At 65.8% G+C, this 25,223-nt stretch carries 30 protein-coding genes; all 30 read left to right on the forward strand.

The genetic code is table 11. The annotated features are described in order from the left end of the window. Window positions 1-370 precede the first annotated feature (370 nt). The 30 genes from rplJ to rplO all read left to right on the forward strand — a co-directional run bounded on the left by rplJ (window position 371) and on the right by rplO (window position 25,135). Complete coding sequence (rplJ, locus tag ACWGI6_RS03050) at window positions 371-922, forward strand: 50S ribosomal protein L10 (protein WP_393906390.1); 552 nt, start codon at window positions 371-373, stop codon at window positions 920-922. An 84-nt stretch (window positions 923-1,006) separates the two neighbouring features. Further along, complete coding sequence (rplL, locus tag ACWGI6_RS03055; RefSeq protein ID WP_030986128.1) at window positions 1,007-1,390, forward strand: 50S ribosomal protein L7/L12; 384 nt, start codon at window positions 1,007-1,009, stop codon at window positions 1,388-1,390. A gap of 627 nt (window positions 1,391-2,017) precedes the next feature. After that, window positions 2,018-5,503, forward strand: coding sequence for a DNA-directed RNA polymerase subunit beta (rpoB, locus tag ACWGI6_RS03060; protein ID WP_393906388.1), 3,486 nt, complete (start codon window positions 2,018-2,020; stop codon window positions 5,501-5,503). Between the two features lie 96 nt (window positions 5,504-5,599). Next, window positions 5,600-9,499 (forward strand): DNA-directed RNA polymerase subunit beta', encoded by a 3,900-nt coding sequence (locus ACWGI6_RS03065; RefSeq protein ID WP_393906387.1) that lies wholly within the window; start codon window positions 5,600-5,602, stop codon window positions 9,497-9,499. Between the two features lie 229 nt (window positions 9,500-9,728). Continuing rightward, window positions 9,729-10,211, forward strand: a complete 483-nt coding sequence (locus tag ACWGI6_RS03070; protein ID WP_453265863.1) for a DUF1707 and DUF4190 domain-containing protein — start codon at window positions 9,729-9,731, stop codon at window positions 10,209-10,211. Window positions 10,212-10,611: 400 nt separating this feature from the next. Continuing rightward, window positions 10,612-10,983, forward strand: coding sequence for a 30S ribosomal protein S12 (gene rpsL / locus ACWGI6_RS03075; RefSeq protein WP_003948652.1), 372 nt, complete (start codon window positions 10,612-10,614; stop codon window positions 10,981-10,983). 2 nt (window positions 10,984-10,985) lie between these two features. Next, window positions 10,986-11,456 (forward strand): 30S ribosomal protein S7, encoded by a 471-nt coding sequence (gene rpsG / locus ACWGI6_RS03080; protein WP_085925683.1) that lies wholly within the window; start codon window positions 10,986-10,988, stop codon window positions 11,454-11,456. 39 nt (window positions 11,457-11,495) lie between these two features. Continuing rightward, window positions 11,496-13,616 carry an elongation factor G gene (gene fusA / locus ACWGI6_RS03085; RefSeq protein WP_393906385.1) on the forward strand — a complete coding sequence of 707 codons (2,121 nt, stop codon included), beginning with the start codon at window positions 11,496-11,498 and terminating at the stop codon, window positions 13,614-13,616. Between the two features lie 155 nt (window positions 13,617-13,771). Beyond that, on the forward strand, window positions 13,772-14,965 hold the full coding sequence (gene tuf, locus ACWGI6_RS03090) for an elongation factor Tu (RefSeq protein WP_127151661.1): 1,194 nt from the start codon (window positions 13,772-13,774) through the stop codon (window positions 14,963-14,965). A gap of 477 nt (window positions 14,966-15,442) precedes the next feature. Beyond that, entirely contained in the window at window positions 15,443-15,751 is a 309-nt protein-coding gene (gene rpsJ / locus ACWGI6_RS03095) for a 30S ribosomal protein S10 (protein WP_014054162.1), read from the forward strand. 14 nt (window positions 15,752-15,765) lie between these two features. Continuing rightward, entirely contained in the window at window positions 15,766-16,410 is a 645-nt protein-coding gene (gene rplC, locus ACWGI6_RS03100; protein ID WP_030986140.1) for a 50S ribosomal protein L3, read from the forward strand. Window positions 16,411-16,418: 8 nt separating this feature from the next. Beyond that, window positions 16,419-17,069 (forward strand): 50S ribosomal protein L4, encoded by a 651-nt coding sequence (gene rplD / locus ACWGI6_RS03105; protein ID WP_042155858.1) that lies wholly within the window; start codon window positions 16,419-16,421, stop codon window positions 17,067-17,069. After that, complete coding sequence (rplW, locus tag ACWGI6_RS03110) at window positions 17,069-17,392, forward strand: 50S ribosomal protein L23 (protein ID WP_393906383.1); 324 nt, start codon at window positions 17,069-17,071, stop codon at window positions 17,390-17,392. The genes rplD and rplW overlap by 1 nt, the downstream gene beginning before the upstream one ends. A 39-nt stretch (window positions 17,393-17,431) precedes the next feature. Continuing rightward, complete coding sequence (rplB, locus tag ACWGI6_RS03115) at window positions 17,432-18,268, forward strand: 50S ribosomal protein L2 (protein WP_030074780.1); 837 nt, start codon at window positions 17,432-17,434, stop codon at window positions 18,266-18,268. Between the two features lie 12 nt (window positions 18,269-18,280). Then, entirely contained in the window at window positions 18,281-18,562 is a 282-nt protein-coding gene (gene rpsS, locus ACWGI6_RS03120) for a 30S ribosomal protein S19 (RefSeq protein ID WP_018090899.1), read from the forward strand. 43 nt (window positions 18,563-18,605) lie between these two features. Continuing rightward, window positions 18,606-18,953 carry a 50S ribosomal protein L22 gene (rplV, locus tag ACWGI6_RS03125; RefSeq protein WP_184575744.1) on the forward strand — a complete coding sequence of 116 codons (348 nt, stop codon included), beginning with the start codon at window positions 18,606-18,608 and terminating at the stop codon, window positions 18,951-18,953. Continuing rightward, window positions 18,953-19,780, forward strand: coding sequence for a 30S ribosomal protein S3 (rpsC, locus tag ACWGI6_RS03130; protein ID WP_359010258.1), 828 nt, complete (start codon window positions 18,953-18,955; stop codon window positions 19,778-19,780). The genes rplV and rpsC overlap by 1 nt, the downstream gene beginning before the upstream one ends. A 5-nt stretch (window positions 19,781-19,785) precedes the next feature. Beyond that, window positions 19,786-20,205, forward strand: coding sequence for a 50S ribosomal protein L16 (gene rplP, locus ACWGI6_RS03135; RefSeq protein WP_006604880.1), 420 nt, complete (start codon window positions 19,786-19,788; stop codon window positions 20,203-20,205). Next, window positions 20,205-20,429, forward strand: coding sequence for a 50S ribosomal protein L29 (gene rpmC, locus ACWGI6_RS03140; protein ID WP_030074787.1), 225 nt, complete (start codon window positions 20,205-20,207; stop codon window positions 20,427-20,429). The genes rplP and rpmC overlap by 1 nt, the downstream gene beginning before the upstream one ends. After that, window positions 20,429-20,710: a 30S ribosomal protein S17 gene (rpsQ, locus tag ACWGI6_RS03145; RefSeq protein ID WP_006604882.1), complete on the forward strand. Its 282-nt coding sequence runs from the start codon at window positions 20,429-20,431 to the stop codon at window positions 20,708-20,710. The genes rpmC and rpsQ overlap by 1 nt, the downstream gene beginning before the upstream one ends. Before the next feature lie 107 nt (window positions 20,711-20,817). Further along, window positions 20,818-21,186: a 50S ribosomal protein L14 gene (gene rplN, locus ACWGI6_RS03150; RefSeq protein ID WP_003992364.1), complete on the forward strand. Its 369-nt coding sequence runs from the start codon at window positions 20,818-20,820 to the stop codon at window positions 21,184-21,186. A gap of 3 nt (window positions 21,187-21,189) precedes the next feature. Continuing rightward, the gene (gene rplX / locus ACWGI6_RS03155; RefSeq protein WP_453265864.1) at window positions 21,190-21,513 is read left to right on the forward strand and encodes a 50S ribosomal protein L24; all 324 of its coding nucleotides are present in this window, start codon (window positions 21,190-21,192) and stop codon (window positions 21,511-21,513) included. Then, window positions 21,513-22,073 (forward strand): 50S ribosomal protein L5, encoded by a 561-nt coding sequence (gene rplE / locus ACWGI6_RS03160; protein WP_086717611.1) that lies wholly within the window; start codon window positions 21,513-21,515, stop codon window positions 22,071-22,073. The genes rplX and rplE overlap by 1 nt, the downstream gene beginning before the upstream one ends. Window positions 22,074-22,075: 2 nt before the next feature. Continuing rightward, window positions 22,076-22,261, forward strand: a complete 186-nt coding sequence (locus ACWGI6_RS03165; protein ID WP_004571834.1) for a type Z 30S ribosomal protein S14 — start codon at window positions 22,076-22,078, stop codon at window positions 22,259-22,261. A 238-nt stretch (window positions 22,262-22,499) separates the two neighbouring features. After that, window positions 22,500-22,898, forward strand: a complete 399-nt coding sequence (gene rpsH / locus ACWGI6_RS03170) for a 30S ribosomal protein S8 (protein WP_129295746.1) — start codon at window positions 22,500-22,502, stop codon at window positions 22,896-22,898. A gap of 22 nt (window positions 22,899-22,920) precedes the next feature. Further along, window positions 22,921-23,460 carry a 50S ribosomal protein L6 gene (rplF, locus tag ACWGI6_RS03175; RefSeq protein ID WP_393906381.1) on the forward strand — a complete coding sequence of 180 codons (540 nt, stop codon included), beginning with the start codon at window positions 22,921-22,923 and terminating at the stop codon, window positions 23,458-23,460. 3 nt (window positions 23,461-23,463) lie between these two features. Then, entirely contained in the window at window positions 23,464-23,847 is a 384-nt protein-coding gene (gene rplR / locus ACWGI6_RS03180; RefSeq protein WP_086717614.1) for a 50S ribosomal protein L18, read from the forward strand. 46 nt (window positions 23,848-23,893) lie between these two features. Next, a complete protein-coding gene (rpsE, locus tag ACWGI6_RS03185; RefSeq protein ID WP_393906380.1) occupies window positions 23,894-24,496 on the forward strand; it encodes a 30S ribosomal protein S5 in 603 nt (200 codons plus the stop codon). Continuing rightward, on the forward strand, window positions 24,496-24,678 hold the full coding sequence (rpmD, locus tag ACWGI6_RS03190) for a 50S ribosomal protein L30 (RefSeq protein WP_030074796.1): 183 nt from the start codon (window positions 24,496-24,498) through the stop codon (window positions 24,676-24,678). The genes rpsE and rpmD overlap by 1 nt, the downstream gene beginning before the upstream one ends. A gap of 1 nt (window position 24,679) precedes the next feature. Beyond that, on the forward strand, window positions 24,680-25,135 hold the full coding sequence (gene rplO / locus ACWGI6_RS03195) for a 50S ribosomal protein L15 (RefSeq protein ID WP_453265865.1): 456 nt from the start codon (window positions 24,680-24,682) through the stop codon (window positions 25,133-25,135). Window positions 25,136-25,223 lie beyond the last annotated feature (88 nt).

Genomic DNA, 25,223 nt, shown 5'->3' on the forward strand with positions numbered 1-25,223 from the left:
GGGGGGGGGGCCCCGCGGGGGGGGGGCCCCCGCGGGCCCCCGCCGGGGGCCCCGCCGGGGCCCCCCCCCCGGGGGGGGGGGGGGGGGGGGGCGCCCCCCCCCCCCCCCCCCACGCCGATTTGCCTGACTGCATCCTGCTCCCGTATCTTTTCCCAGAAGCCAAAGACCGCTGGTTGTCTCTGCGCGTCCGGTCCCGGACGTGTGGTGGCCGAAGGATCCGCTAGCTGCGGACGGCCTGCGCAGGTGTGTATGGATGAACTCCCGGACGGATTCCGCTCGGTCGAGTACGCCCCGTGCGCCTGCGCCGGGGCGTTTGTTTTGCCCAGCCCCTTCTGCGCGGTCCTCATCACCCGGAAGGAGGCCGAGGCTCATGGCGACGTCTGACAAGAACGCAGCCGTTGCGGAGATCACTGAGAAGCTCCGTGACTCCCACGCAGCTGTTGTGACTTCTTACACCGGACTGACTGTGGCGCAGCTCAAGGAGCTGCGTCGTTCTCTCGGCGAGAACGCTCAGTACCGTGTGGTGAAGAACACGCTGACCAAGATCGCGGCCAAGGAGGCCGGGATTCAGCTGGACGAGCACCTCAAGGGCTCGACCGCTGTTGCCTTCGTGACCGGTGACCCGGTCACGGCGGCGAAGGGTCTTCGTGACTTCGCCAAGGAAAACCCCGCTCTCGTCATCAAGGGCGGTGTCCTTGACGGCAAGGCGCTGTCCGCCGACGAGATCAAGAAGCTTGCGGACCTCGAGTCCCGTGAGGTTCTGCTCGCCAAGCTGGCGGGTGGCATGAAGGCGTCCATGGTCAAGGCCGCGGCGACCTTCCAGGCCCCCCTCACGAAGTTCGCCCGCACCGCGGACGCGCTTCGCAGCAAGGTCGAGCAGGGCGGTGCCGGTACGCCGGCTCCCGCCGAGGCTGCCGAGTAATCACTCGGACGCCCAGCGGGCCCGTAGTACGCCCGCCAGACATGTACATCCGGCACCAGCCGAATTAGTGGAAGGACCGCCACCATGGCGAAGCTCAGCCAGGAAGACCTGCTCGCGCAGTTCGAGGGCATGACCCTCATCGAGCTCTCCGAGTTCGTGAAGGCGTTCGAGGACAAGTTCGACGTCGAGGCCGCTGCCCCGGTCGCCGTTGCCGCCGCCGGCGTCCCCGGCGCCCCGGCCGCCGAGGTCGAGGAGCAGGACGAGTTCGACGTCATCCTCACCGGTGCGGGCGACAAGAAGATCCAGGTCATCAAGGTCGTGCGTGAGCTGACCTCCCTGGGCCTGAAGGAGGCCAAGGACCTCGTCGACGGCACCCCGAAGCCGGTCCTCGAGAAGGTCGCCAAGGACGCCGCGGAGAAGGCTGCCGAGTCCCTCAAGGGCGCCGGCGCCTCCGTCGAGGTCAAGTGACCCCACTGAGTCTCTGACTCACGTCCACGGCGCCTGAGGCGCTTCGGACACCAGCCAAGGGCGATCACCCATGCGGGTGGTCGCCCTTCGGCGTGCTCGCCACGGCTGCATTGTCTCGCGCCTGCGTGCGAGTATGGTGATCATCGTTGCCCGGACGTGCCCCCATGTGACGATCTCCCAGAGGTGGGGGGCCTTGACGAACCGGACGCGGCGCGCAATTCTCGGGACGCGACGCAGAAGCGATCCAGGGTTCGAGGCATGGATCGCCGACGAAGAGGGAAGCATCGGTGTGCGCCACTGGCGCAGGGCTTTCGGCAGGCGCAGGGCAATGGGCGTAGAGAAGAACAACGAGGAGCTCCTCCGGCGCGGAGGGCATGACCTCCCGGAGGGAGAAGATCGGTATCACGCTGCTGAACCGGTCTCCGGAAACTCGCTCTGGACATCAGTGTGCCAAGTGGCTACACTGACCCTTTGCGCTGCCTGTTAGCTGCTCCCTGCCCGTCACCAGGGGCATACCCGAGCCCGAGCAAAGCTGAATGAACCGCCCTGATCTGGGCTTTCCCTCAGTCTGCTCGATTCGGGACCGGTACGCGCGTAGTGAGTCCGAGCCCTCGGAAGGACCCCCTCTTGGCCGCCTCGCGCAACGCCTCGACTGCCAATACGAACAACGGCGACAGCACCGCCCCGCTGCGCATCTCTTTTGCGAAGATCAAGGAGCCCCTCGGGGTTCCGAACCTCCTTGCGCTGCAGACCGAAAGCTTCGACTGGCTGCTCGGCAATGCCGCATGGAAGGGTCGCGTCGAGGCTGCGCTGGAGAGTGGGCAGGAAGTCCCCACCAAGTCCGGTCTTGAAGAGATCTTCGAAGAGATCTCCCCGATCGAAGACTTCTCCGGGTCGATGTCGCTGACGTTCCGCGACCACCGCTTCGAGCCCCCGAAGAACTCCATCGACGAGTGCAAGGAGCGCGACTTCACGTACGCGGCTCCGCTCTTCGTCACCGCGGAGTTCACGAACAACGAGACCGGCGAGATCAAGTCCCAGACGGTCTTCATGGGCGACTTCCCGCTCATGACGAACAAGGGCACCTTCTGCATCAACGGCACCGAGCGTGTCGTCGTCTCGCAGCTGGTCCGCTCGCCGGGCGTGTACTTCGACAGCTCCATCGACAAGACGTCCGACAAGGACATCTTCTCGGCCAAGATCATCCCGTCCCGGGGTGCCTGGCTGGAGATGGAGATCGACAAGCGCGACATGGTCGGTGTGCGCATCGACCGCAAGCGCAAGCAGTCCGTGACCGTTCTGCTCAAGGCTCTCGGTTGGACGACCGAGCAGATCCTCGAGGAGTTCGGCGAGTACGAGTCCATGCGCGCCACCCTGGAGAAGGACCACACCCAGGGCCAGGACGACGCGCTGCTCGACATCTACCGCAAGCTGCGTCCGGGCGAGCCGCCGACCCGTGAGGCCGCGCAGACGCTGCTCGAGAACCTGTACTTCAACCCCAAGCGCTACGACCTCGCCAAGGTCGGCCGCTACAAGGTCAACAAGAAGCTCGGCGGCGACGAGCCGCTCGACGCCGGCGTGCTGACCACCGATGACGTCATCGCGACGATCAAGTACCTGGTCAAGCTGCACGCGGGCGAGACCGAGACGATGGGCGAGTCCGGTCGTTCGATCGTCGTCGAGACCGACGACATCGACCACTTCGGCAACCGTCGTCTGCGCAACGTCGGCGAGCTCATCCAGAACCAGGTCCGCACGGGTCTGGCTCGTATGGAGCGCGTCGTGCGTGAGCGCATGACCACCCAGGACGTCGAGGCGATCACGCCGCAGACCCTGATCAACATCCGGCCGGTCGTCGCCTCCATCAAGGAGTTCTTCGGCACCAGCCAGCTGTCCCAGTTCATGGACCAGACCAACCCGCTGTCGGGTCTGACCCACAAGCGTCGCCTGTCGGCGCTCGGCCCGGGTGGTCTCTCCCGTGAGCGGGCCGGCCTGGACGTCCGTGACGTGCACCCCTCGCACTACGGCCGTATGTGCCCGATCGAGACCCCTGAAGGTCCCAACATCGGTCTGATCGGCTCGCTGGCCTCCTACGGCCGGGTCAACGTCTTCGGCTTCATCGAGACGCCCTACCGCAAGGTCGTCGACGGCCAGGTCACCGAGGAGGTGGACTACCTCACCGCTGATGAGGAGGACCGCTTCCTGATCGCCCAGGCCAACGCGAAGCTCTCCGAGGACATGCGGTTCTCCGAGCAGCGTGTCCTGGTCCGCCGCCGTGGTGGCGAGGTCGACCTGGTCCCGGCCGACGAGGTCGACTTCATGGACGTCTCGCCGCGCCAGATGGTGTCGGCCGCGACCGCCATGATCCCGTTCCTTGAGCACGACGACGCCAACCGTGCGCTCATGGGATCGAACATGATGCGCCAGGCCGTTCCGCTGATCAAGGCGGAGGCGCCGCTGGTCGGCACCGGCATGGAGTACCGCTGTGCGGTCGACGCCGGTGACGTGATCAAGGCGGAGAAGGACGGTGTGGTCCAGGAGGTCTCCGCGGACTACATCACCGTCGCCAACGACGACGGCACGTACACCACGTACCGCGTCGCCAAGTTCACCCGCTCCAACCAGGGCACCTCCTTCAACCAGAAGGTCGTCGTGGACGAGGGCGCGCGGGTCATCGAGGGCCAGGTCCTCGCCGACGGTCCGTCCACGGACGAAGGCGAGATGGCGCTCGGCAAGAACCTGCTCGTGGCGTTCATGCCGTGGGAGGGCCACAACTACGAGGACGCGATCATCCTGTCGCAGCGCCTCGTGCAGGACGACGTCCTCTCCTCGATCCACATCGAGGAGCACGAGGTCGACGCCCGTGACACCAAGCTCGGCCCCGAGGAGATCACCCGGGACATCCCGAACGTCTCCGAGGAGGTCCTCTCCGACCTCGATGAGCGCGGCATCATCCGTATCGGTGCCGAGGTCGTCGCCGGCGACATCCTCGTCGGCAAGGTCACGCCCAAGGGTGAGACCGAGCTGACCCCCGAGGAGCGCCTGCTCCGCGCGATCTTCGGTGAGAAGGCGCGCGAGGTGCGCGACACCTCGCTGAAGGTGCCGCACGGTGAGATCGGCAAGGTCATCGGCGTCCGCGTCTTCGACCGCGAAGAGGGCGACGAGCTGCCCCCGGGCGTGAACCAGCTGGTCCGCGTCTATGTCGCGCAGAAGCGTAAGATCACCGACGGTGACAAGCTCGCCGGCCGTCACGGCAACAAGGGCGTCATCTCGAAGATCCTGCCGGTCGAGGACATGCCGTTCCTGGAGGACGGCACCCCGGTCGACATCATCCTCAACCCGCTGGGTGTCCCGTCCCGAATGAACCCGGGACAGGTCCTGGAGATCCACCTCGGCTGGCTCGCCAGCCAGGGCTGGAAGGTCGAGGGTGCCGAGGAGGAGTGGAAGAAGCGTCTCCACTCGATCTCCGCCGACGAGGTCGCCCCCGGCTCCAACGTCGCCACCCCGGTGTTCGACGGTGCGCGCGAGGACGAGATCTCCGGCCTCTTCGAGTCGACGATCCCGAACCGCGACGGCGAGCGGATGGTCAAGGGTTCCGGCAAGGCGCGGATGTTCGACGGCCGCTCCGGTGAGCCGTTCCCGGACCCGATCTCGATCGGGTACATGTACATCCTCAAGCTCCACCACCTGGTCGACGACAAGCTCCACGCGCGTTCGACCGGTCCGTACTCCATGATCACCCAGCAGCCGCTGGGTGGTAAGGCTCAGTTCGGTGGCCAGCGGTTCGGTGAGATGGAGGTGTGGGCGCTGGAGGCTTACGGCGCCGCATACGCCCTCCAGGAGCTGCTGACGATCAAGTCCGACGACGTCACCGGCCGCGTGAAGGTCTACGAGGCCATCGTCAAGGGCGAGAACATCCCCGAGCCCGGCATTCCCGAGTCCTTCAAGGTGCTCATCAAGGAAATGCAGTCCCTGTGCCTCAACGTGGAGGTGCTGTCCTCGGACGGCATGTCCATCGAGATGCGCGACACCGACGAGGACGTCTTCCGCGCAGCGGAGGAGCTCGGCATCGACCTGTCCCGGCGCGAGCCGAGCAGCGTCGAAGAGGTCTGACGGGAGTCTGACGGAGCCCAGCCCGCTGGGTTCCGTCGGCCCCAAGACCCCCGTTTCAGACCACAGACTTACAACCCTGAGAGGGATTGACGCATAGTGCTCGACGTCAACTTCTTCGATGAGCTCCGGATCGGTCTGGCCACCGCTGACGACATCCGTCAGTGGAGCCACGGCGAGGTCAAGAAGCCCGAGACCATCAACTACCGCACCCTCAAGCCCGAAAAGGACGGACTCTTCTGCGAGAAGATCTTCGGTCCGACCCGGGACTGGGAGTGCTACTGCGGTAAGTACAAGCGCGTCCGCTTCAAGGGCATCATCTGCGAGCGCTGTGGCGTCGAGGTCACTCGCGCCAAGGTGCGTCGTGAGCGGATGGGTCACATCGAGCTGGCCGCTCCCGTTACCCACATCTGGTACTTCAAGGGCGTGCCGAGCCGGCTGGGCTACCTGCTGGACCTCGCGCCCAAGGACCTCGAGAAGGTCATCTACTTCGCCGCCTACATGATCACGTGGGTGGACGAGGAGCGCCGTACGCGCGACCTGCCCTCGCTGGAGGCGCATGTCTCCGTCGAGCGTCAGCAGATCGAGCAGCGTCGCGACTCCGACCTGGAGGCCCGCGCCAAGAAGCTCGAGACCGACCTGGCCGAGCTCGAGGCCGAGGGTGCCAAGGCCGATGTGCGCCGCAAGGTGCGCGAGGGTGCCGAGCGTGAGATGAAGCAGCTGCGCGACCGTGCGCAGCGCGAGATCGACCGTCTCGACGAGGTGTGGAACCGCTTCAAGAACCTCAAGGTCCAGGACCTCGAGGGCGACGAGCTGCTCTACCGCGAGCTGCGTGACCGCTTCGGCACGTACTTCGACGGCTCCATGGGTGCCGCTGCCCTGCAGAAGCGCCTGGAGACCTTCGACCTCGACGAGGAGGCCGAGCGCCTCCGCGAGATCATCCGTACCGGCAAGGGCCAGAAGAAGACCCGTGCGCTCAAGCGCCTCAAGGTCGTCTCCGCCTTCCTGCAGACCCGCAACAGCCCCAAGGGCATGGTGCTGGACTGCATCCCGGTGATCCCGCCGGACCTGCGTCCGATGGTGCAGCTGGACGGTGGCCGCTTCGCGACCTCCGACCTGAACGACCTGTACCGCCGTGTGATCAACCGCAACAACCGCCTCAAGCGTCTCCTTGACCTCGGTGCCCCCGAGATCATCGTGAACAACGAGAAGCGGATGCTGCAGGAGGCCGTCGACGCGCTGTTCGACAACGGCCGCCGTGGTCGCCCGGTGACCGGTCCCGGTAACCGTCCGCTGAAGTCCCTCAGCGACATGCTGAAGGGTAAGCAGGGCCGGTTCCGTCAGAACCTGCTCGGTAAGCGAGTCGACTACTCGGCGCGTTCCGTCATCGTCGTCGGCCCGCAGCTCAAGCTGCACCAGTGCGGTCTGCCCAAGGCCATGGCGCTGGAGCTCTTCAAGCCGTTCGTGATGAAGCGCCTGGTGGACCTCAACCACGCGCAGAACATCAAGAGCGCGAAGCGCATGGTCGAGCGCGGCCGCACGGTCGTCTACGACGTGCTCGAAGAGGTCATCGCCGAGCACCCGGTGCTGCTGAACCGTGCACCCACCCTGCACCGTCTGGGCATCCAGGCCTTCGAGCCGCAGCTGGTCGAGGGCAAGGCCATTCAGATTCACCCGCTCGTCTGCACCGCGTTCAACGCGGACTTCGACGGTGACCAGATGGCCGTCCACCTCCCGCTGTCCGCGGAGGCCCAGGCCGAGGCCCGCATCCTGATGCTGTCCTCGAACAACATCCTCAAGCCGGCCGACGGCCGTCCGGTCACCATGCCGACCCAGGACATGGTGCTCGGCCTCTTCTTCCTCACCACGGATGAAGAGGAGCGCAAGGTCATCGGTGAGGGCCGCGCGTTCGGCTCCGCCGCCGAGGCGATCATGGCGTTCGACGCCAAGGAGCTCTCGCTCCAGGCGAAGGTCGACATCCGCTTCCCGATCGGCACCGTCCCGCCCCGTGGCTGGACCCCGCCGGTTCCGGAAGAGGGCGAGCCCGAGTGGCAGCAGGGCGACAGCTTCCGGCTGCGGACGACCCTGGGCCGTGCGCTCTTCAACGAGCTGCTGCCCGAGGACTACCCGTTCGTCGACTACTCGGTGGGCAAGAAGCAGCTCTCCGCGATCGTCAACGACCTGGCAGAGCGCTACCCGAAGGTCATCGTGGCGGCGACGCTCGACAACCTGAAGGCGGCCGGCTTCCACTGGGCGACCCGTTCCGGCGTCACCGTCGCCGTCTCGGACATCGTCGTGCCGGAGGCCAAGAAGGCCATCGTCGCGGGCTACGAGGCCCAGGACGAGAAGGTCCAGAAGCAGTACGAGCGCGGTCTGATCACCAAGGACGAGCGCACTCAGGAACTGATCAACATCTGGACCAAGGCGACCAATGAGGTCTCCGAGGCGATGAATGAGAACTTCCCCAAGACGAACCCCATCTTCATGATGGTTGACTCGGGTGCCCGAGGAAACATGATGCAGATGCGGCAGATCGCCGGTATGCGTGGTCTGGTGTCGAACGCGAAGAACGAGACCATCCCGCGTCCGATCAAGGCGTCGTTCCGCGAGGGTCTGTCCGTGCTGGAGTACTTCATCTCCACGCACGGTGCCCGTAAGGGTCTGGCGGACACCGCTCTGCGTACCGCCGACTCCGGTTACCTCACCCGTCGTCTGGTCGACGTCTCCCAGGACGTCATCATTCGCGAGGAGGACTGCGGCACGGAGCGTGGCCTCAAGCTGCGGATCGCCTCGAAGGATGCCGCCGGCGTCCTGCGCAAGGCGGACGACGTCGAGTCCAGCGTCTACGCACGCATGCTGGCCGAGGACGTCGTCGTCGACGGCAAGGTCGTCGCTCCGGCGAACGTCGACCTCGGTGACGTGCTCATCGACGCGCTGGTCAACGCGGGCGTCGAGGAGGTCAAGACCCGCTCGGTCCTGACCTGTGAGTCCGCGGTCGGCACCTGTGCCTTCTGCTACGGCCGTTCGCTGGCCACCGGCAAGCTGGTCGACATCGGTGAGGCGGTCGGCATCATCGCCGCCCAGTCCATCGGTGAGCCCGGCACCCAGCTGACGATGCGTACCTTCCACACCGGTGGTGTGGCCGGTGACGACATCACCCTGGGTCTGCCGCGTGTCGTCGAGCTCTTCGAGGCCCGTACGCCCAAGGGTGTCGCCCCGATCTCGGAGGCGGCCGGCCGCGTCCGGATCGAGGAGACCGAGAAGACCAAGAAGCTCGTCGTCACCCCGGACGACGGCAGCGACGAGACCGCCTACGGCGTCTCCAAGCGTGCCCGTCTCCTGGTGGGCGAGGGCGACCACGTCACCGTCGGTCAGCCGCTGACCGTGGGTGCGGTCAACCCGCACGACGTGCTGCGGATCCTCGGCCAGCGCGCCGTCCAGGTCCACCTGGTCGGCGAGGTCCAGAAGGTCTACAACAGCCAGGGCGTGGCGATCCACGACAAGCACATCGAGATCATCATCCGGCAGATGCTGCGCCGTGTGACGATCATCGAGTCCGGCGACGCGGAGCTGCTGCCGGGCGAGCTGGTGGAGCGCACGAAGTTCGAGGGCGAGAACCGTCGTGTCGTGGCGGAAGGCGGCCACCCGGCCTCCGGCCGTCCGCAGCTGATGGGTATCACCAAGGCTTCGCTGGCCACCGAGTCCTGGCTGTCGGCGGCGTCCTTCCAGGAGACGACCAGGGTCCTGACCGACGCGGCGATCAACGCCAAGTCGGACTCCCTGATCGGCCTCAAGGAGAACGTCATCATCGGTAAGCTCATCCCGGCCGGTACGGGCCTGTCCCGCTACCGCAACATCCGGGTCGAGCCCACCGAAGAGGCCAAGGCCGCGATGTACTCGGCCGTCGGTTACGACGACATCGACTACTCGCCCTTCGGCACCGGCTCCGGCCAGGCGGTCCCGCTGGAGGACTACGACTACGGTCCGTACAACCAGTAAGCCCGGTCCGTACGACAGCAACAGGGCGGCCATCCCTCGCGGGGTGGCCGCCCTGCGGCGTTGTCCGGCCCCCACCGGGTCGGGGGCCGCGCGGGGGAACTTGTCCTCCCATTGCTGCGTCTCTGATGAGAAGATGGAGAGTACTGTCGAGCGGGGGGAGGTTCGCGAAGTGGCATTCCAGCCGTGGCAGGGCGGGCAGCCGGCTCAGCCGTCGAATCAGGTGCCTGCCATGCGTGCCTCGCACGCCGATCGTGAGCGGGCGGTCGATGTGCTCAAGGCGGGGTTCGCCGAGGGGCGGCTGCAGCAGCCGGAGTACGAGCAGCGGATCGGACGGGCCTACAAGGCACAGACGCACGCCGAGCTGCAGATGCTGGTGGCGGATCTTCCGCAGGGGCCGGTACCGCAGGCGCAGTTCGTGCCGCAGCGGCCCATGGTGCCGGCGACGTTCATGCCGATGCAGATGCCGGTGCCGGTGCACACCAACAGCTCGGCGACGGGCGCGCTGGTCTGCGGGATCATGACGCCGGTGACGTGGGGGCTGACGGCGATTCCGGCGGTGATCCTGGGACACAAGGCGCGCGCCGAGATCCGCCGCACCGGGGAGCGCGGGGATGGCCAGGCGATTACGGGGCTGGTGCTGGGCTGGCTGGCGATCGGCGGCTGGGTGCTGTTCCTGCTGGTCTTCATCCTGACGGCGGCGGTCAACCTCTGACCGGTCCGCGGGCCGGGGCCACCGGCGGGCGGTGCGCGGCCGCGGTGTGTTGCGGGGGCGTGGCGCCTTCTTCCGTACGGTCGCCGAGCGCACTACGGTGACCGCAACGCCGTGACGAGTCCGGCGTGTCCTTCGCGTGTGCATTTGTTTTGACCGCAGCCCATGCGGTAGGTACGCTCTGACCTTGTGCCTGGGGTGTCCCTGGGCTGCCGTGCGCGCAATCTCCACAGCCTCTGGCCGGAGAGCCACAGCACGGAAGCCAGGTTTTGACACCGCAATCTGCCGCCTCACTCGTTCCAGCGAGGGATCGGACTGCAGTATTCGACACACCCGACCGCGTGGGTCGGGGAATGTTCCAGGTTAGCTTTACCGAGACTGGCACACAGAAACCGGAGAAACGGTGCCTACGATCCAGCAGCTGGTCCGAAAGGGCCGGCAGGACAAGGTCGAGAAGAACAAGACGCCCGCGCTCGAGGGTTCCCCCCAGCGCCGTGGCGTCTGCACGCGTGTTTTCACGACCACCCCGAAGAAGCCGAACTCGGCCCTGCGTAAGGTCGCGCGTGTGCGTCTGACCAGCGGGATCGAGGTCACCGCTTACATTCCGGGTGAGGGCCACAACCTCCAGGAGCACTCGATCGTGCTCGTGCGTGGCGGCCGTGTGAAGGACCTGCCGGGTGTTCGGTACAAGATCATCCGCGGCTCCCTCGACACGCAGGGCGTCAAGAACCGCAAGCAGGCTCGCAGCCGCTACGGCGCCAAGAAGGAGAAGTAAGAATGCCTCGTAAGGGCCCCGCCCCGAAGCGCCCGGTCATCATTGACCCGGTCTACGGTTCTCCTCTGGTGACCTCCCTCATCAACAAGGTGCTGCTGAACGGAAAGCGCTCCACCGCCGAGCGCATCGTTTACGGCGCCATGGAGGGTCTGCGCGAGAAGACCGGTAACGACCCGGTCATCACGCTCAAGCGCGCGCTCGAGAACATCAAGCCGACCCTCGAGGTCAAGTCCCGCCGTGTCGGTGGCGCGACCTACCAGGTCCCGGTCGAGGTCAAGCCCGGCCGTGCCGGCACCCTCTCGCTCCGCTGGCTCGTGGGCTACTCCCGCGCCCGCCGCGAGAAGACCATGACCGAGCGCCTCATGAACGAACTGCTCGACGCCTCCAACGGCCTCGGCGCTTCGGTCAAGAAGCGTGAGGACACGCACAAGATGGCCGAGTCCAACAAGGCCTTCGCGCACTACCGCTGGTAGTCGCAACCCACATCGAGACCGAGAGAAGATTGAGCCACTATGGCCACCACTTCGCTTGACCTGGCCAAGGTCCGCAATATTGGGATCATGGCCCACATCGACGCGGGCAAGACGACCACCACCGAGCGGATCCTGTTCTACACCGGCGTTTCCTACAAGATCGGTGAGGTCCACGACGGCGCTGCCACGATGGACTGGATGGAGCAGGAGCAGGAGCGCGGCATCACGATCACGTCTGCCGCGACGACCTGCCACTGGCCGCTGGAAGACGTCGACAACACCATCAACATCATCGACACCCCGGGCCACGTCGACTTCACGGTCGAGGTGGAGCGCTCGCTGCGCGTCCTGGACGGTGCGGTGACGGTGTTCGACGGCGTTGCCGGTGTCGAGCCCCAGTCCGAGACCGTCTGGCGTCAGGCGGACCGCTACGGCGTTCCGCGTATCTGCTTCGTCAACAAGCTCGACCGCACGGGTGCCGAGTTCCACCGCTGCGTCGACATGATCGTGGACCGCCTCGGCGCGACCCCGATCGTGATGCAGCTCCCGATCGGCACCGAGGCCGACTTCAAGGGCGTCGTCGACCTCGTGACGATGAAGGCCCTGGTCTGGTCGGCCGAGGCCGCCAAGGGTGAGATGTACGACACCGTCGACATCCCGGACACCCACATCGAGGCTGCCGACGAGTGGCGCGGCAAGCTGCTCGAGGCCGTTGCCGAGAACGATGAAGAGAGCATGGAGCTGTACCTGGAGGGCCAGGAGCCCACCGTGGAGCAGCTCTACGCGGCGATCCGTCGGATCACCATCGCTTCGGGCAAGGCCGAGAACACCACCGTCACCCCGGTGTTCTGCGGTACCGCGTTCAAGAACAAGGGCGTGCAGCCCCTGCTCGACGCGGTTGTGCGCTACCTCCCCTCCCCCCTCGACGTCGAGGCCATCGAAGGCCACTCCGTCAAGGACCCGGAAGAGATCATCAAGCGCCAGCCGTCCGAGAGCGAGCCGCTGGCCGCTCTGGCGTTCAAGATTGCGAGCGACCCCCACCTGGGCAAGCTCACCTTCATCCGCATCTACTCGGGCCGCCTTGAGGCCGGCTCGCAGGTGCAGAACTCGGTGAAGGGCAAGAAGGAGCGCATCGGCAAGATCTACCGGATGCACGCGAACAAGCGTGAGGAGATCGAGTCGGTGGGTGCCGGTGACATCGTCGCCGTCATGGGTCTGAAGCAGACCACCACCGGTGAGACCCTCTGCGACGCGGGCAACCCGGTCATCCTGGAATCGATGGAGTTCCCGGCCCCGGTCATCCAGGTCGCCATTGAGCCCAAGTCCAAGGGCGACCAGGAGAAGCTGGGTGTCGCCATCCAGCGACTCGCCGAAGAGGACCCCTCGTTCCAGGTGCACACCGACGAGGAGACCGGCCAGACCATCATCGCGGGTATGGGCGAGCTGCACCTCGACGTGCTGGTCGACCGTATGAAGCGTGAGTTCCGGGTCGAGGCCAACGTCGGCAAGCCGCAGGTCGCGTACCGCGAGACCCTGCGCAAGCCGGTCGAGCGTCTCGACTACACGCACAAGAAGCAGACTGGTGGTTCCGGCCAGTTCGCGAAGGTGCAGATCGCGATCGCGCCCCTCGAGGGCGACGGTTACGAGTTCGAGAACAAGGTCACCGGTGGCCGTATCCCGCGGGAGTACATCCCGTCCGTGGACGCGGGCTGCCAGGAGGCCATGGAGTTCGGTGTTCTCGCCGGCTACCCGCTGACCGGCGTCAAGGTCACGCTGCTCGACGGTGCGTTCCACGAGGTCGACTCCTCGGAGATGGCCTTCAAGATCGCCGGTTCGATGGCCTTCAAGGAGGCCGCGCGCAAGGCCTCCCCGGCCCTGCTCGAGCCGATGATGAAGGTCGAGGTCACCACGCCCGAGGACTACATGGGCGATGTGATCGGCGACATCAACTCCCGCCGTGGACAGATTCAGTCCATGGAGGAGCGCAGCGGCGCCAAGCTCATCACGGGCCTGGTCCCCCTGTCGGAGATGTTCGGCTACGTCGGCGACCTCCGCAGCAAGACCTCGGGTCGCGCAAGCTACTCGATGCAGTTCGACTCCTACGCCGAGGTTCCCCGGAACGTCGCCGAGGAGATCATCGCGAAGGCCAAGGGCGAATAGCTCCGTCTCCCGAGAGTCGGAACACGCTTTAGGCTTGACACCGTCTGATGGGGTAATCCCCGCAATCCGTGAGGATTGCCCCGTCAGCCGGCATCCCAGCAAAGATCACCTGGCGCCGATGAGTAAGGCGTACAGAACCACTTCAGGAGGAACCAGTGGCGAAGGCGAAGTTCGAGCGGACTAAGCCGCACGTCAACATCGGCACCATCGGTCACATTGACCACGGTAAGACGACCCTCACGGCCGCCATTACCAAGGTGCTGCACGACGCGTACCCGGACCTGAACGAGGCCTCGGCCTTCGACCAGATCGACAAGGCTCCTGAGGAGCGCCAGCGCGGTATCACGATTTCGATCGCGCACGTCGAGTACCAGACGGAGAACCGTCACTACGCCCACGTCGACTGCCCCGGTCACGCGGACTACATCAAGAACATGATCACGGGTGCGGCGCAGATGGACGGCGCCATCCTCGTGGTTGCCGCCACCGACGGCCCGATGCCGCAGACCAAGGAGCACGTGCTCCTGGCCCGCCAGGTCGGCGTTCCGTACATCGTTGTCGCCCTGAACAAGGCCGACATGGTGGACGACGAGGAGATCCTGGAGCTCGTCGAGCTCGAGGTCCGTGAGCTCCTCTCCGAGTACGAGTTCCCGGGCGACGACGTTCCGGTCGTCAAGGTCTCGGCGCTCAAGGCGCTCGAGGGCGACAAGGAGTGGGGCGACTCCGTCCTCAAGCTCATGAACGCCGTCGACGAGTCGATCCCGCAGCCCGAGCGCGACGTCGACAAGCCGTTCCTGATGCCGATCGAGGACGTCTTCACGATCACCGGCCGTGGCACCGTTGTCACCGGTCGTATCGAGCGTGGTGTCCTCAAGGTCAACGAGACCGTCGACATCATCGGCATCAAGACCGAGAAGACCACCACCACGGTCACCGGTATCGAGATGTTCCGGAAGCTCCTCGACGAGGGCCAGGCCGGTGAGAACGTCGGTCTGCTGCTTCGCGGTATCAAGCGCGAGGACGTCGAGCGCGGCCAGGTCATCATCAAGCCGGGTTCGGTCACGCCGCACACCTCGTTCGAGGCCCAGGCGTACATCCTGTCGAAGGACGAGGGTGGCCGTCACACCCCCTTCTTCAACAACTACCGCCCGCAGTTCTACTTCCGTACCACCGACGTGACCGGCGTCGTGACCCTCCCCGAGGGCACCGAGATGGTCATGCCGGGCGACAACACTGAGATGACCGTTGAGCTCATCCAGCCCGTCGCGATGGAAGAGGGCCTGAAGTTCGCCATCCGTGAGGGTGGCCGGACCGTCGGCGCCGGCCAGGTCACCAAGATCACGAAGTAATTTCGCTGATCCGGGTGATCCGGTAGCTTCCGGCCCTCGGGCCGGGGGTGCGGGGCGCTGCCCCGAAAAGCACGGCAAGGAGCCCTGTCCACCATCAGGTGGGCGGGGCTCCTTGACAGTTGGGTCCCGATTGGCCTTAGGCGTCCGGGGTATGGCACACTGTCCAGGTTGCTCGGTTGAGTGCCGATGCTGCGCGCCTCTCGCCGGGAGGACCGGAAGCGAGTCCCAGGTATTCGTCGTCCCTTCTCAGGGCCGGAAATACGGGAATCTTCCGGGAAGCGTCAGCGGGGTGCCTCGGCCAGGCGTCCGGTGGGTGTTCTTCCCCTGCCTACTCCTTCTGAAGGATCTCCTTTACGGAGATTTACGGGAAGGGGTGCGACACGCCCGACCGCGTGGGTCGGAGAAGAACGGTGGTTCCCAGGGAGCACAGCACACCGGGTCCCAGAGCGTTACGAGAGACAGGACTACGAAGTAGCCATGGCGGGACAGAAGATCCGCATCCGGCTCAAGGCCTACGACCACGAGGTCATCGACTCTTCGGCGAAGAAGATCGTCGAGACGGTGACCCGTACTGGTGCGTCGGTCGCGGGCCCGGTGCCGCTGCCCACTGAAAAGAACGTGTACTGCGTCATCAAGTCGCCGCACAAGTACAAGGACGCGCGCGAGCACTTCGAGATGCGCACGCACAAGCGCCTGATCGACATCCTCGACCCGACGCCCAAGACCGTTGACTCGCTGATGCGCCTGGACCTTCCGGCCGGCGTTGACATCGAGATCAAGCTCTGAGAGGCGCGGAAGAGATGGCTAAGCAGATCAAGGGCATCCTGGGCGAGAAGCTCGGCATGACCCAGGTCTGGGACGAGAACAACCGTGTCGTCCCGGTGACCGTGGTGAAGGCCGGCCCCTGCGTCGTTACCCAGGTGCGTACCAATGACCAGGACGGTTACGACTCCGTCCAGATCGCCTTCGGCGAGATCGACCCGCGCAAGGTGAACAAGCCCCTCAAGGGCCACTTCGCGAAGGCCGACGTCACCCCCCGTCGCCACCTCGTCGAGGTTCGTACCACCGATGCCGGTGAGTACACCCTCGGCCAGGAAGTGACCGCTGAGACCTTCGAGTCCGGCGTCAAGGTGGATGTGACCGGCAAGAGCAAGGGCAAGGGCTTCGCCGGTGTCATGAAGCGTCACGGCTTCCATGGCGGCAAGGCCTCCCACGGTGCCCACCGTGTGCACCGTAAGCCTGGCTCCATCGGTGGCTGCGCCACCCCGGGCCGTGTGTTCAAGGGCATGCGGATGGCCGGCCGTATGGGCAATGAGCGGGTCACCACCCAGAACCTGACCGTCCATGCCGTTGACGCGGAGAAGGGTCTGCTGCTCATCAAGGGCGCAGTTCCTGGTCCGAACGGCGGCCTCGTCCTGGTCCGTACCGCGGCCAAGGGGGCCTGAGGTAACCGATGAGCACCATTGACATCCTTTCGCCGGCAGGCGACAAGGCCGGTACCGTCGAGCTCCCCACGGAGATCTTCGACGCGAAGGTCAGCGTTCCGCTGATCCACCAGGTCGTTGTCGCACAGCTGGCCGCTGCCCGTCAGGGCACGCACAAGACCAAGACTCGCGGCGAGGTCCGCGGCGGTGGCAAGAAGCCGTACCGCCAGAAGGGCACCGGCCGTGCGCGTCAGGGTTCGACCCGCGCGCCGCAGTTCGCCGGCGGTGGCATCGTCCACGGCCCCGTGCCGCGTGACTACAGCCAGCGGACCCCGAAGAAGATGAAGGTTGCCGCCCTGCGCGGTGCCCTCACCGACCGGGCCCGCAACAGCCGCATCCACGTCGTTGCCGGCGTGGTCGAGGGCGACATCTCCACCAAGGCCGCCAAGACTCTTCTCGGCAAGGTCAGCGAGCGCAAGAACGTGCTCCTGGTCGCCGAGCGCAGCGACGAGGCCGCGTGGCTGTCCGCCCGCAACCTGCCCCAGGTTCACATCCTGGAGCCGGGCCAGCTGAACACGTACGACGTGCTCGTCTCCGACGACGTGGTCTTCACCAAGGCCGCCTTCGAGTCCTTCGTGTCTGGCCCCAAGGCCGCTGAGACCGAAGGGAGCGACGCCTGATGACTGAGGCCGTCGTCACCAGCAAGACCTTCTCGGACCCGCGTGACGTGCTCGTCAAGCCGGTTGTCTCGGAGAAGAGCTACGCGCTGCTGGACGAGAACAAGTACACGTTCATCGTCGCGCCCGGCAGCAACAAGACCCAGATCAAGCAGGCCGTCGAGGCGGTCTTCTCGGTCAAGGTCACCGGGGTCAACACGATCAACCGGCAGGGCAAGCGCAAGCGCACCCGCACCGGTTACGGCAAGCGCGCCGACACCAAGCGCGCCATCGTGACCCTCGCCGAGGGCGACCGTATCGACATCTTCGGCGGCCCGGTCTCCTAACGGAGTCCGAGTCGTCCGGAATCGGACGAGGACTGAGAAATGGGTATCCGCAAGTACAAGCCGACGACCCCGGGCCGTCGTGGCTCCAGCGTCGCCGACTTTGTCGAGATCACGCGGTCCACGCCGGAGAAGTCGCTGGTCCGCCCGCTGCACAGCAAGGGCGGCCGTAACAACGCCGGTCGTGTGACCGTTCGCCACCAGGGCGGTGGCCACAAGCGCGCCTACCGAGTGATCGACTTCCGTCGTCACGACAAGGACGGCGTGCCGGCCAAGGTCGCGCACATCGAGTACGACCCGAACCGCACCGCGCGCATCGCGCTGCTGCACTACGCAGACGGCGAGAAGCGCTACATCATCGCGCCCCGTGGCCTGGCGCAGGGTGCTCGGATTGAGAACGGCGCTGGCGCCGACATCAAGCCGGGCAACAACCTGCCGCTGCGTCACATCCCCGTGGGTACGACGATCCACGCGATCGAACTGCGTCCGGGCGGCGGTGCGAAGTTCGCCCGCTCGGCCGGCGCCTCCGTGCAGCTGCTGGCGAAGGAGGGCCGCATGGCCCACCTTCGTATGCCGTCCGGTGAGATCCGCCTGGTCGACGTGCGCTGCCGCGCCACTGTCGGCGAGGTCGGCAACGCCGAGCAGTCGAACATCAACTGGGGTAAGGCCGGCCGCATGCGCTGGAAGGGCGTCCGCCCGACCGTGCGTGGTGTCGTGATGAACCCCGTCGACCACCCGCACGGTGGTGGTGAGGGCAAGACCTCCGGTGGTCGCCACCCGGTCTCGCCGTGGGGTCAGAAGGAGGGTCGTACTCGTTCGCCGAAGAAGGCGAGCAACAAGTACATCGTCCGCCGCCGCAAGACGAACAAGAAGCGCTAGGAGCGGGTTTAGATGCCGCGCAGTCTCAAGAAGGGGCCCTTCGTCGACGACCACCTTTCCAAGAAGGTGGATGTTCAGAACGATGCCGGCACCAAGAACGTCATCAAGACCTGGTCCCGCCGCTCCATGATCGTCCCGGCCATGCTCGGCCACACGATCGCGGTGCATGACGGCCGCAAGCACGTCCCGGTGTTCGTCACCGAGTCGATGGTCGGCCACAAGCTCGGCGAGTTTGCGCCGACCCGCACCTTCCGCGGCCACGAGAAGGACGACCGCAAGTCGCGGCGTCGTTGATCGGCGGAGTGCGAAGACTATGACTGACACCGAAGGGACAACCATGGAAGCCAGGGCCCAGGCGCGGTACATCCGCGTCACGCCCATGAAGGCCCGCCGCGTGGTGGACCTTATCCGTGGCATGGATGCCACGGAGGCTCAGGCGGTCCTGCGTTTCGCCCCGCAGGCCGCGAGCGTGCCGGTTGGCAAGGTGCTGGACAGCGCCATTGCCAACGCCGCGCACAACTACGACCACACCGACGCCGGCAGCCTCGTCATCTCCGAGGCATTCGTCGACGAGGGCCCGACCCTGAAGCGGTTCCGTCCGCGTGCCCAGGGCCGTGCCTACCGGATCCGCAAGCGGACCAGCCACATCACCGTGGTCGTCAGCAGCAAGGAAGGAACCCGGTAATGGGCCAGAAGGTTAACCCGCACGGGTTCCGGCTCGGCATCACCACCGACTTCAAGTCGCGCTGGTACGCCGACAAGCTGTACAAGGACTACGTCAAGGAAGACGTCGCCATTCGTCGCATGATGACGAAGGGCATGGAGCGCGCCGGTATCTCCAAGGTGGAGATCGAGCGCACCCGTGAGCGCGTCCGCGTTGACATCCACACCGCTCGTCCGGGCATCGTCATCGGCCGCCGCGGCGCCGAGGCCGACCGCATCCGCGGCGAGCTGGAGAAGCTGACCGGCAAGCAGGTCCAGCTGAACATCCTCGAGGTCAAGAACCCCGAGACCGATGCTCAGCTCGTGGCCCAGGCCGTCGCCGAGCAGCTCTCCTCCCGCGTCTCCTTCCGTCGCGCCATGCGTAAGAGCATGCAGTCGACGATGAAGGCCGGCGCCAAGGGCATCAAGATCCAGTGCGGTGGCCGTCTCGGCGGCGCCGAGATGTCCCGCTCGGAGTTCTACCGCGAGGGCCGTGTGCCCCTGCACACGCTCCGCGCGAACGTCGACTACGGCTTCTTCGAGGCCAAGACCACCTTCGGCCGTATCGGTGTGAAGGTCTGGATCTACAAGGGCGACGTCAAGAACATCGCCGAGGTGCGTGCCGAGAACGCTGCCGCCCGTGCGGGTAACCGCCCGGCCCGCGGTGGCGGCAACGACCGCCCGCGTCGCGGTGGCGAGCGTGGCGGCCGTGGTGGCCGCAAGCCGCAGCAGCAGACCGGCGCTGCCGAGGCCCCCAAGGCCGAGGCTGCTGCCGCTGCTCCGGCGGAGACCCCCGGAACGGAGGCCTGACCGACATGCTGATCCCTCGCAGGGTCAAGCACCGCAAGCAGCACCACCCGAAGCGCAGTGGTATGGCCAAGGGTGGCACCGAGCTGGCCTTCGGTGAGTACGGCATTCAGGCCGTCACCCCGGCTTACGTGACGAACCGTCAGATCGAGTCCGCTCGTATCGCGATGACCCGTCACATCAAGCGTGGCGGCAAGGTCTGGATCAACATTTACCCGGACCGCCCGCTCACGAAGAAGCCGGCCGAAACCCGCATGGGTTCCGGTAAGGGTTCTCCGGAGTGGTGGGTCGCGAACGTCAAGCCCGGTCGGGTGATGTTCGAGCTGTCCTTCCCGAACGAAAAGGTTGCCAAGGAGGCGCTGACCCGCGCCGCCCACAAGCTTCCGATGAAGTGCCGCATTGTGCGGCGCGAGGCAGGTGAGTCGTGATGGCGGCCGGTATCAAGGCGACCGAGCTGCGCGAGCTGAATGACGAGGACCTCGTCGGCAAGCTTCGTGAGGCCAAGGAGGAGCTGTTCAACCTCCGCTTCCAGGCGGCGACCGGACAGCTCGAGAACCACGGTCGGCTCAAGTCCGTCCGTAAGGACATCGCCCGGATCTACACCCTGATGCGTGAGCGCGAGCTGGGCATCGAGACGGTGGAGAGCGCCTGATGAGCGAGAAGAATGTGACTGAGACGAACGAGCGCGGTTTCCGCAAGACCCGTGAGGGTCTCGTCGTCAGCGACAAGATGGACAAGACCGTCGTCGTCGCTGTCGAGGACCGTGTCAAGCACGCGCTGTACGGCAAGGTCATCCGCCGTACCAACAAGCTCAAGGCGCACGACGAGCAGAACGCTGCCGGCGTCGGCGACCGTGTCCTCCTGATGGAGACCCGGCCGCTGTCCGCCACCAAGCGCTGGCGCATCGTCGAGATCCTCGAGAAGGCCAAGTAATCCCTCCTAGGGGGACCCCCTAGGAACAGTTCCGCCAGGCTCGGCAGGGGCTCGCCTCATCAGAGGAAAGCCCCTGCCGGGAACCGGCAGACAAACAGGAGATAGACGTGATCCAGCAGGAGTCGCGACTGCGTGTCGCCGACAACACTGGTGCGAAGGAGATCCTTTGCATCCGTGTTCTCGGTGGTTCCGGTCGCCGCTACGCGGGCATCGGTGACGTCATCGTCGCCACCGTGAAGGACGCGATCCCCGGTGGCAACGTGAAGAAGGGTGACGTCATCAAGGCGGTCATCGTTCGCACCGTCAAGGAGCGCCGCCGTCCGGACGGCTCGTACATCCGCTTCGACGAGAACGCGGCCGTCATCCTCAAGAACGATGGCGACCCCCGCGGCACCCGCATCTTCGGCCCCGTGGGCCGGGAGCTGCGCGAGAAGAAGTTCATGAAGATCATCTCGCTCGCGCCGGAGGTGCTGTAACCGATGAAGATCAAGAAGGGCGACCTGGTCCAGGTCATCACCGGTAAGGACAAGGGCAAGCAGGGCAAGGTCATCCAGGCCTTCCCCCGCGAGGACCGTGTCCTGGTCGAGGGTGTCAACCGGGTCAAGAAGCACACCAAGGCCGGACAGTCCGCTCGTGGTTCGAAGACCGGCGGCATCGTGACGACCGAAGCCCCTGTCCACGTGAGCAATGTTCAGCTCGTGGTGGAGAAGGACGGCAACAAGGTCGTCAGCCGCGTCGGGTACCGCTTCGACGACGAGGGCAACAAGATCCGCGTTGCCAAGCGGACCGGTGAGGACATCTGATGACTGCCACCACCAACGCGCCGCGTCTCAAGACGCGCTACCGCGAAGAGATCGCCGGGAAGCTGAAGGACGAGTTCTCGCTCGAGAACGTCATGCAGATCCCCGGTCTGACCAAGATCGTGGTCAACATGGGTGTGGGCGACGCCGCCCGCGACTCCAAGCTGATCGAGGGCGCCATCCGCGACCTCACCACGATCACCGGACAGAAGCCGGCCGTCACCAAGGCCCGTAAGTCCATCGCGCAGTTCAAGCTGCGTGAGGGCCAGCCGATCGGTGCCCACGTCACCCTCCGTGGTGACCGCATGTGGGAGTTCCTGGACCGCCTGCTGTCGCTCGCGCTGCCGCGCATCCGCGACTTCCGTGGTCTGTCCCCGAAGCAGTTCGACGGTCGGGGCAACTACACCTTCGGTCTCACGGAGCAGGTCATGTTCCACGAGATCGACCAGGACAAGATCGACCGGACGCGGGGCATGGACATCACCGTGGTCACCACGGCGTCCAACGACGATGAGGGCCGCGCCCTGCTTCGTCACCTCGGCTTCCCGTTCAAGGAGAACTGACCGTGGCGAAGAAGGCTCTGATCGCTAAGGCGGCTCGTAAGCCGAAGTTTGCTGTCCGCGCGTACACGCGTTGCCAGCGCTGCGGCCGTCCGCACTCCGTCTACCGCAAGTTCGGCCTGTGCCGCGTGTGCCTTCGTGAGATGGCTCACCGTGGCGAGCTGCCGGGCGTGACCAAGAGCTCCTGGTAATCCCTTAATTGGGACGACCAGGGCTCTCGGTAAGCATTCGGCCGGCGGGCGCCCACCTCTTCTTTCCCGTAGGGTAGAAGGGTTTGGGCGCACCGCCGCCCGAGACCGACCGCGGGCCGCGCCCGCATAAAGTCGCTTACTACGCCGTAGGTCCCCGCGCCGCACCCGTCCCGACTCTGATCGGGGAGAGGGATGGCGCACATAGGAAACCCCGGCGAGAGAGGCCGAAGGCCAATTCATGACCATGACTGATCCCATCGCAGACATGCTGACCCGTCTGCGTAACGCGAACTCGGCATACCACGACGACGTCGTGATGCCGCACAGCAAGATCAAGTCGCACATCGCGGAGATCCTCCAGCAGGAGGGCTACATCACCGGCTGGCGCGTCGAGGACGCCGAGGTTGGCAAGAACCTCGTCCTCGAGCTGAAGTTCGGCCCGAACCGCGAGCGCTCGATCGCCGGCATCAAGCGGATCTCGAAGCCGGGCCTGCGGGTCTACGCAAAGTCCACCAACCTGCCGAAGGTCCTCGGCGGCCTGGGCGTGGCGATCATCTCCACGTCCCACGGTCTCCTGACCGGTCAGCAGGCCAGCAAGAAGGGCGTGGGTGGGGAAGTCCTCGCCTACGTCTGGTAACCAGGGAACGGAGGAATAGCTAATGTCGCGTATTGGCAAGCTGCCCATCCAGGTTCCCGCTGGTGTGGACGTCACCATCGAGGGCCGTACGGTCGCGGTGAAGGGCCCCAAGGGTTCCCTCTCGCACACCGTCGCGGCGCCCATCGAGGTCGCCAAGGGTGAGGACGGTGTCGTCACCGTCTCCCGCCCGAACGACGAGCGTCAGAACAAGGCCCTGCACGGCCTGTCCCGCACGCTGGTGGCGAACATGATCACCGGCGTGACCCAGGGCTACAGCAAGGCGCTCGAGATCAGCGGTGTCGGTTACCGCGTCCAGGCGAAGGGCTCCAACCTGGAGTTCGCCCTGGGCTACAGCCACCCCATCGTCGTCGAGGCGCCCGAGGGCATCTCCTTCAAGGTCGAGTCCCCGACCAAGCTCAGCGTCGAGGGCATCGACAAGCAGAAGGTCGGCGAGGTTGCGGCGAACATCCGCAAGCTGCGCAAGCCTGACCCGTACAAGGCCAAGGGCGTCAAGTACGCCGGCGAGGTCATCCGCCGCAAGGTCGGAAAGGCTGGTAAGTAAGCCATGGCATACGGTGTGAAGATCGCCAAGGGCGACGCTTACAAGCGTGCCGCCGCAAAGCGGCGCCACATCCGCATCCGTAAGCGGATTTCGGGTACCCCGGAGCGTCCGCGTCTGGTGGTGACGCGGTCCAACCGTGGCATCACCGCGCAGGTCATCGACGACATCGCGGGCCACACTGTGGCCTCGGCGTCGAGCCTGGACGCGTCGATCCGTGGTGGCGAGGGCGACAAGAGCGCTCAGGCCAAGAAGGTCGGCTCCCTGGTCGCCGAGCGTGCCAAGGCCGCCGGTGTCGAGGCCGTCGTGTTCGACCGTGGTGGCAAGCAGTACGCCGGGCGGATTGCCGCTCTGGCCGACGCCGCCCGCGAAGCCGGGCTGAAGTTCTAAGCCCCGGTTCCGGAGCTAGCGGACGTAACAGAGAGAGGTAAATCCAATGGCTGGACCCCAGCGCCGCGGGAGCGGTGCCGGTGGCGGCGAGCGGCGGGACCGGAAGGGTCGCGACGGCGGCGCTGCCGCCGAGAAGACCGCATACGTTGAGCGCGTTGTCGCGATCAACCGTGTCGCCAAGGTTGTCAAGGGTGGCCGTCGCTTCAGCTTCACCGCGCTGGTCGTGGTGGGCGATGGTGACGGCACCGTAGGTGTCGGTTACGGCAAGGCCAAGGAAGTTCCGGCTGCCATCGCCAAGGGCGTGGAAGAGGCCAAGAAGAACTTCTTCAAGGTCCCCCGTATCCAGGGCACCATCCCTCACCCCATCCAGGGCGAGAAGGCTGCGGGCGTCGTCCTGCTCAAGCCGGCTTCCCCCGGTACCGGTGTGATCGCCGGTGGCCCCGTGCGTGCCGTTCTGGAGTGCGCGGGCATCCACGACGTGCTGAGCAAGTCGCTCGGTTCGTCGAACCCGATCAACATCGTGCACGCCACGGTGACCGCGCTTCGGGGCCTTCAGCGCCCCGAGGAGATCGCGGCCCGTCGTGGCCTGCCGCTGGAGGACGTTGCTCCCGCCGCTCTGCTGCGGGCGCGTGCCGGGGTGACCGCGTGATGGCGCACCTCAAGATCACGCAGACGAAGTCTTTCATCGGTAGCAAGCAGAACCACCGCGACACCCTTCGTTCGCTGGGCCTCAAGCGGCTCAACGACGTGGTTGTCAAGGAGGACCGCCCCGAGTTCCGCGGAATGGTGCACACCGTCCGCCACCTCGTGACGGTTGAGGAGGTCGACTGACATGGCGGAGACCAACCCGCTGAAGGTCCACAACCTCCGTCCTGCCCCGGGTGCCAAGACCGCCAAGACCCGTGTCGGTCGTGGTGAGGCGTCCAAGGGTAAGACTGCTGGTCGTGGTACCAAGGGCACGAAGGCCCGTTACCAGGTTCCGGAGCGCTTCGAGGGCGGGCAGATGCCCCTCCACATGCGTCTCCCGAAGCTGAAGGGCTTCAAGAACCCCGCCCACAAGCAGTTCCAGGTCGTGAACCTGGACCGGCTGGCCGCGCTCTACCCGCAGGGTGGCGAGGTCACGGTGGCCGACCTGGTCGCCAAGGGCGCGGTGCGCAACAACGAGCTCGTCAAGGTGCTGGGCGCCGGCGAGATCTCCGTGGCGCTGCAGGTGACGGTTGACGCCGTCTCCGGCTCCGCCAAGGAGAAGATCGCCGCTGCCGGCGGCACCGTCACCGAGCTCATCTGAGTTCGCTGGCTCAACTGACCGGGGATGCCCATCGTTTGGGGCATCCCCGGTTGGTCGTTCCACGGGGGTAGGCTCGCCGGTAAGGTGG

The sequence above is a fragment of the Streptomyces sp. NPDC054786 genome, assembly GCF_053611685.1.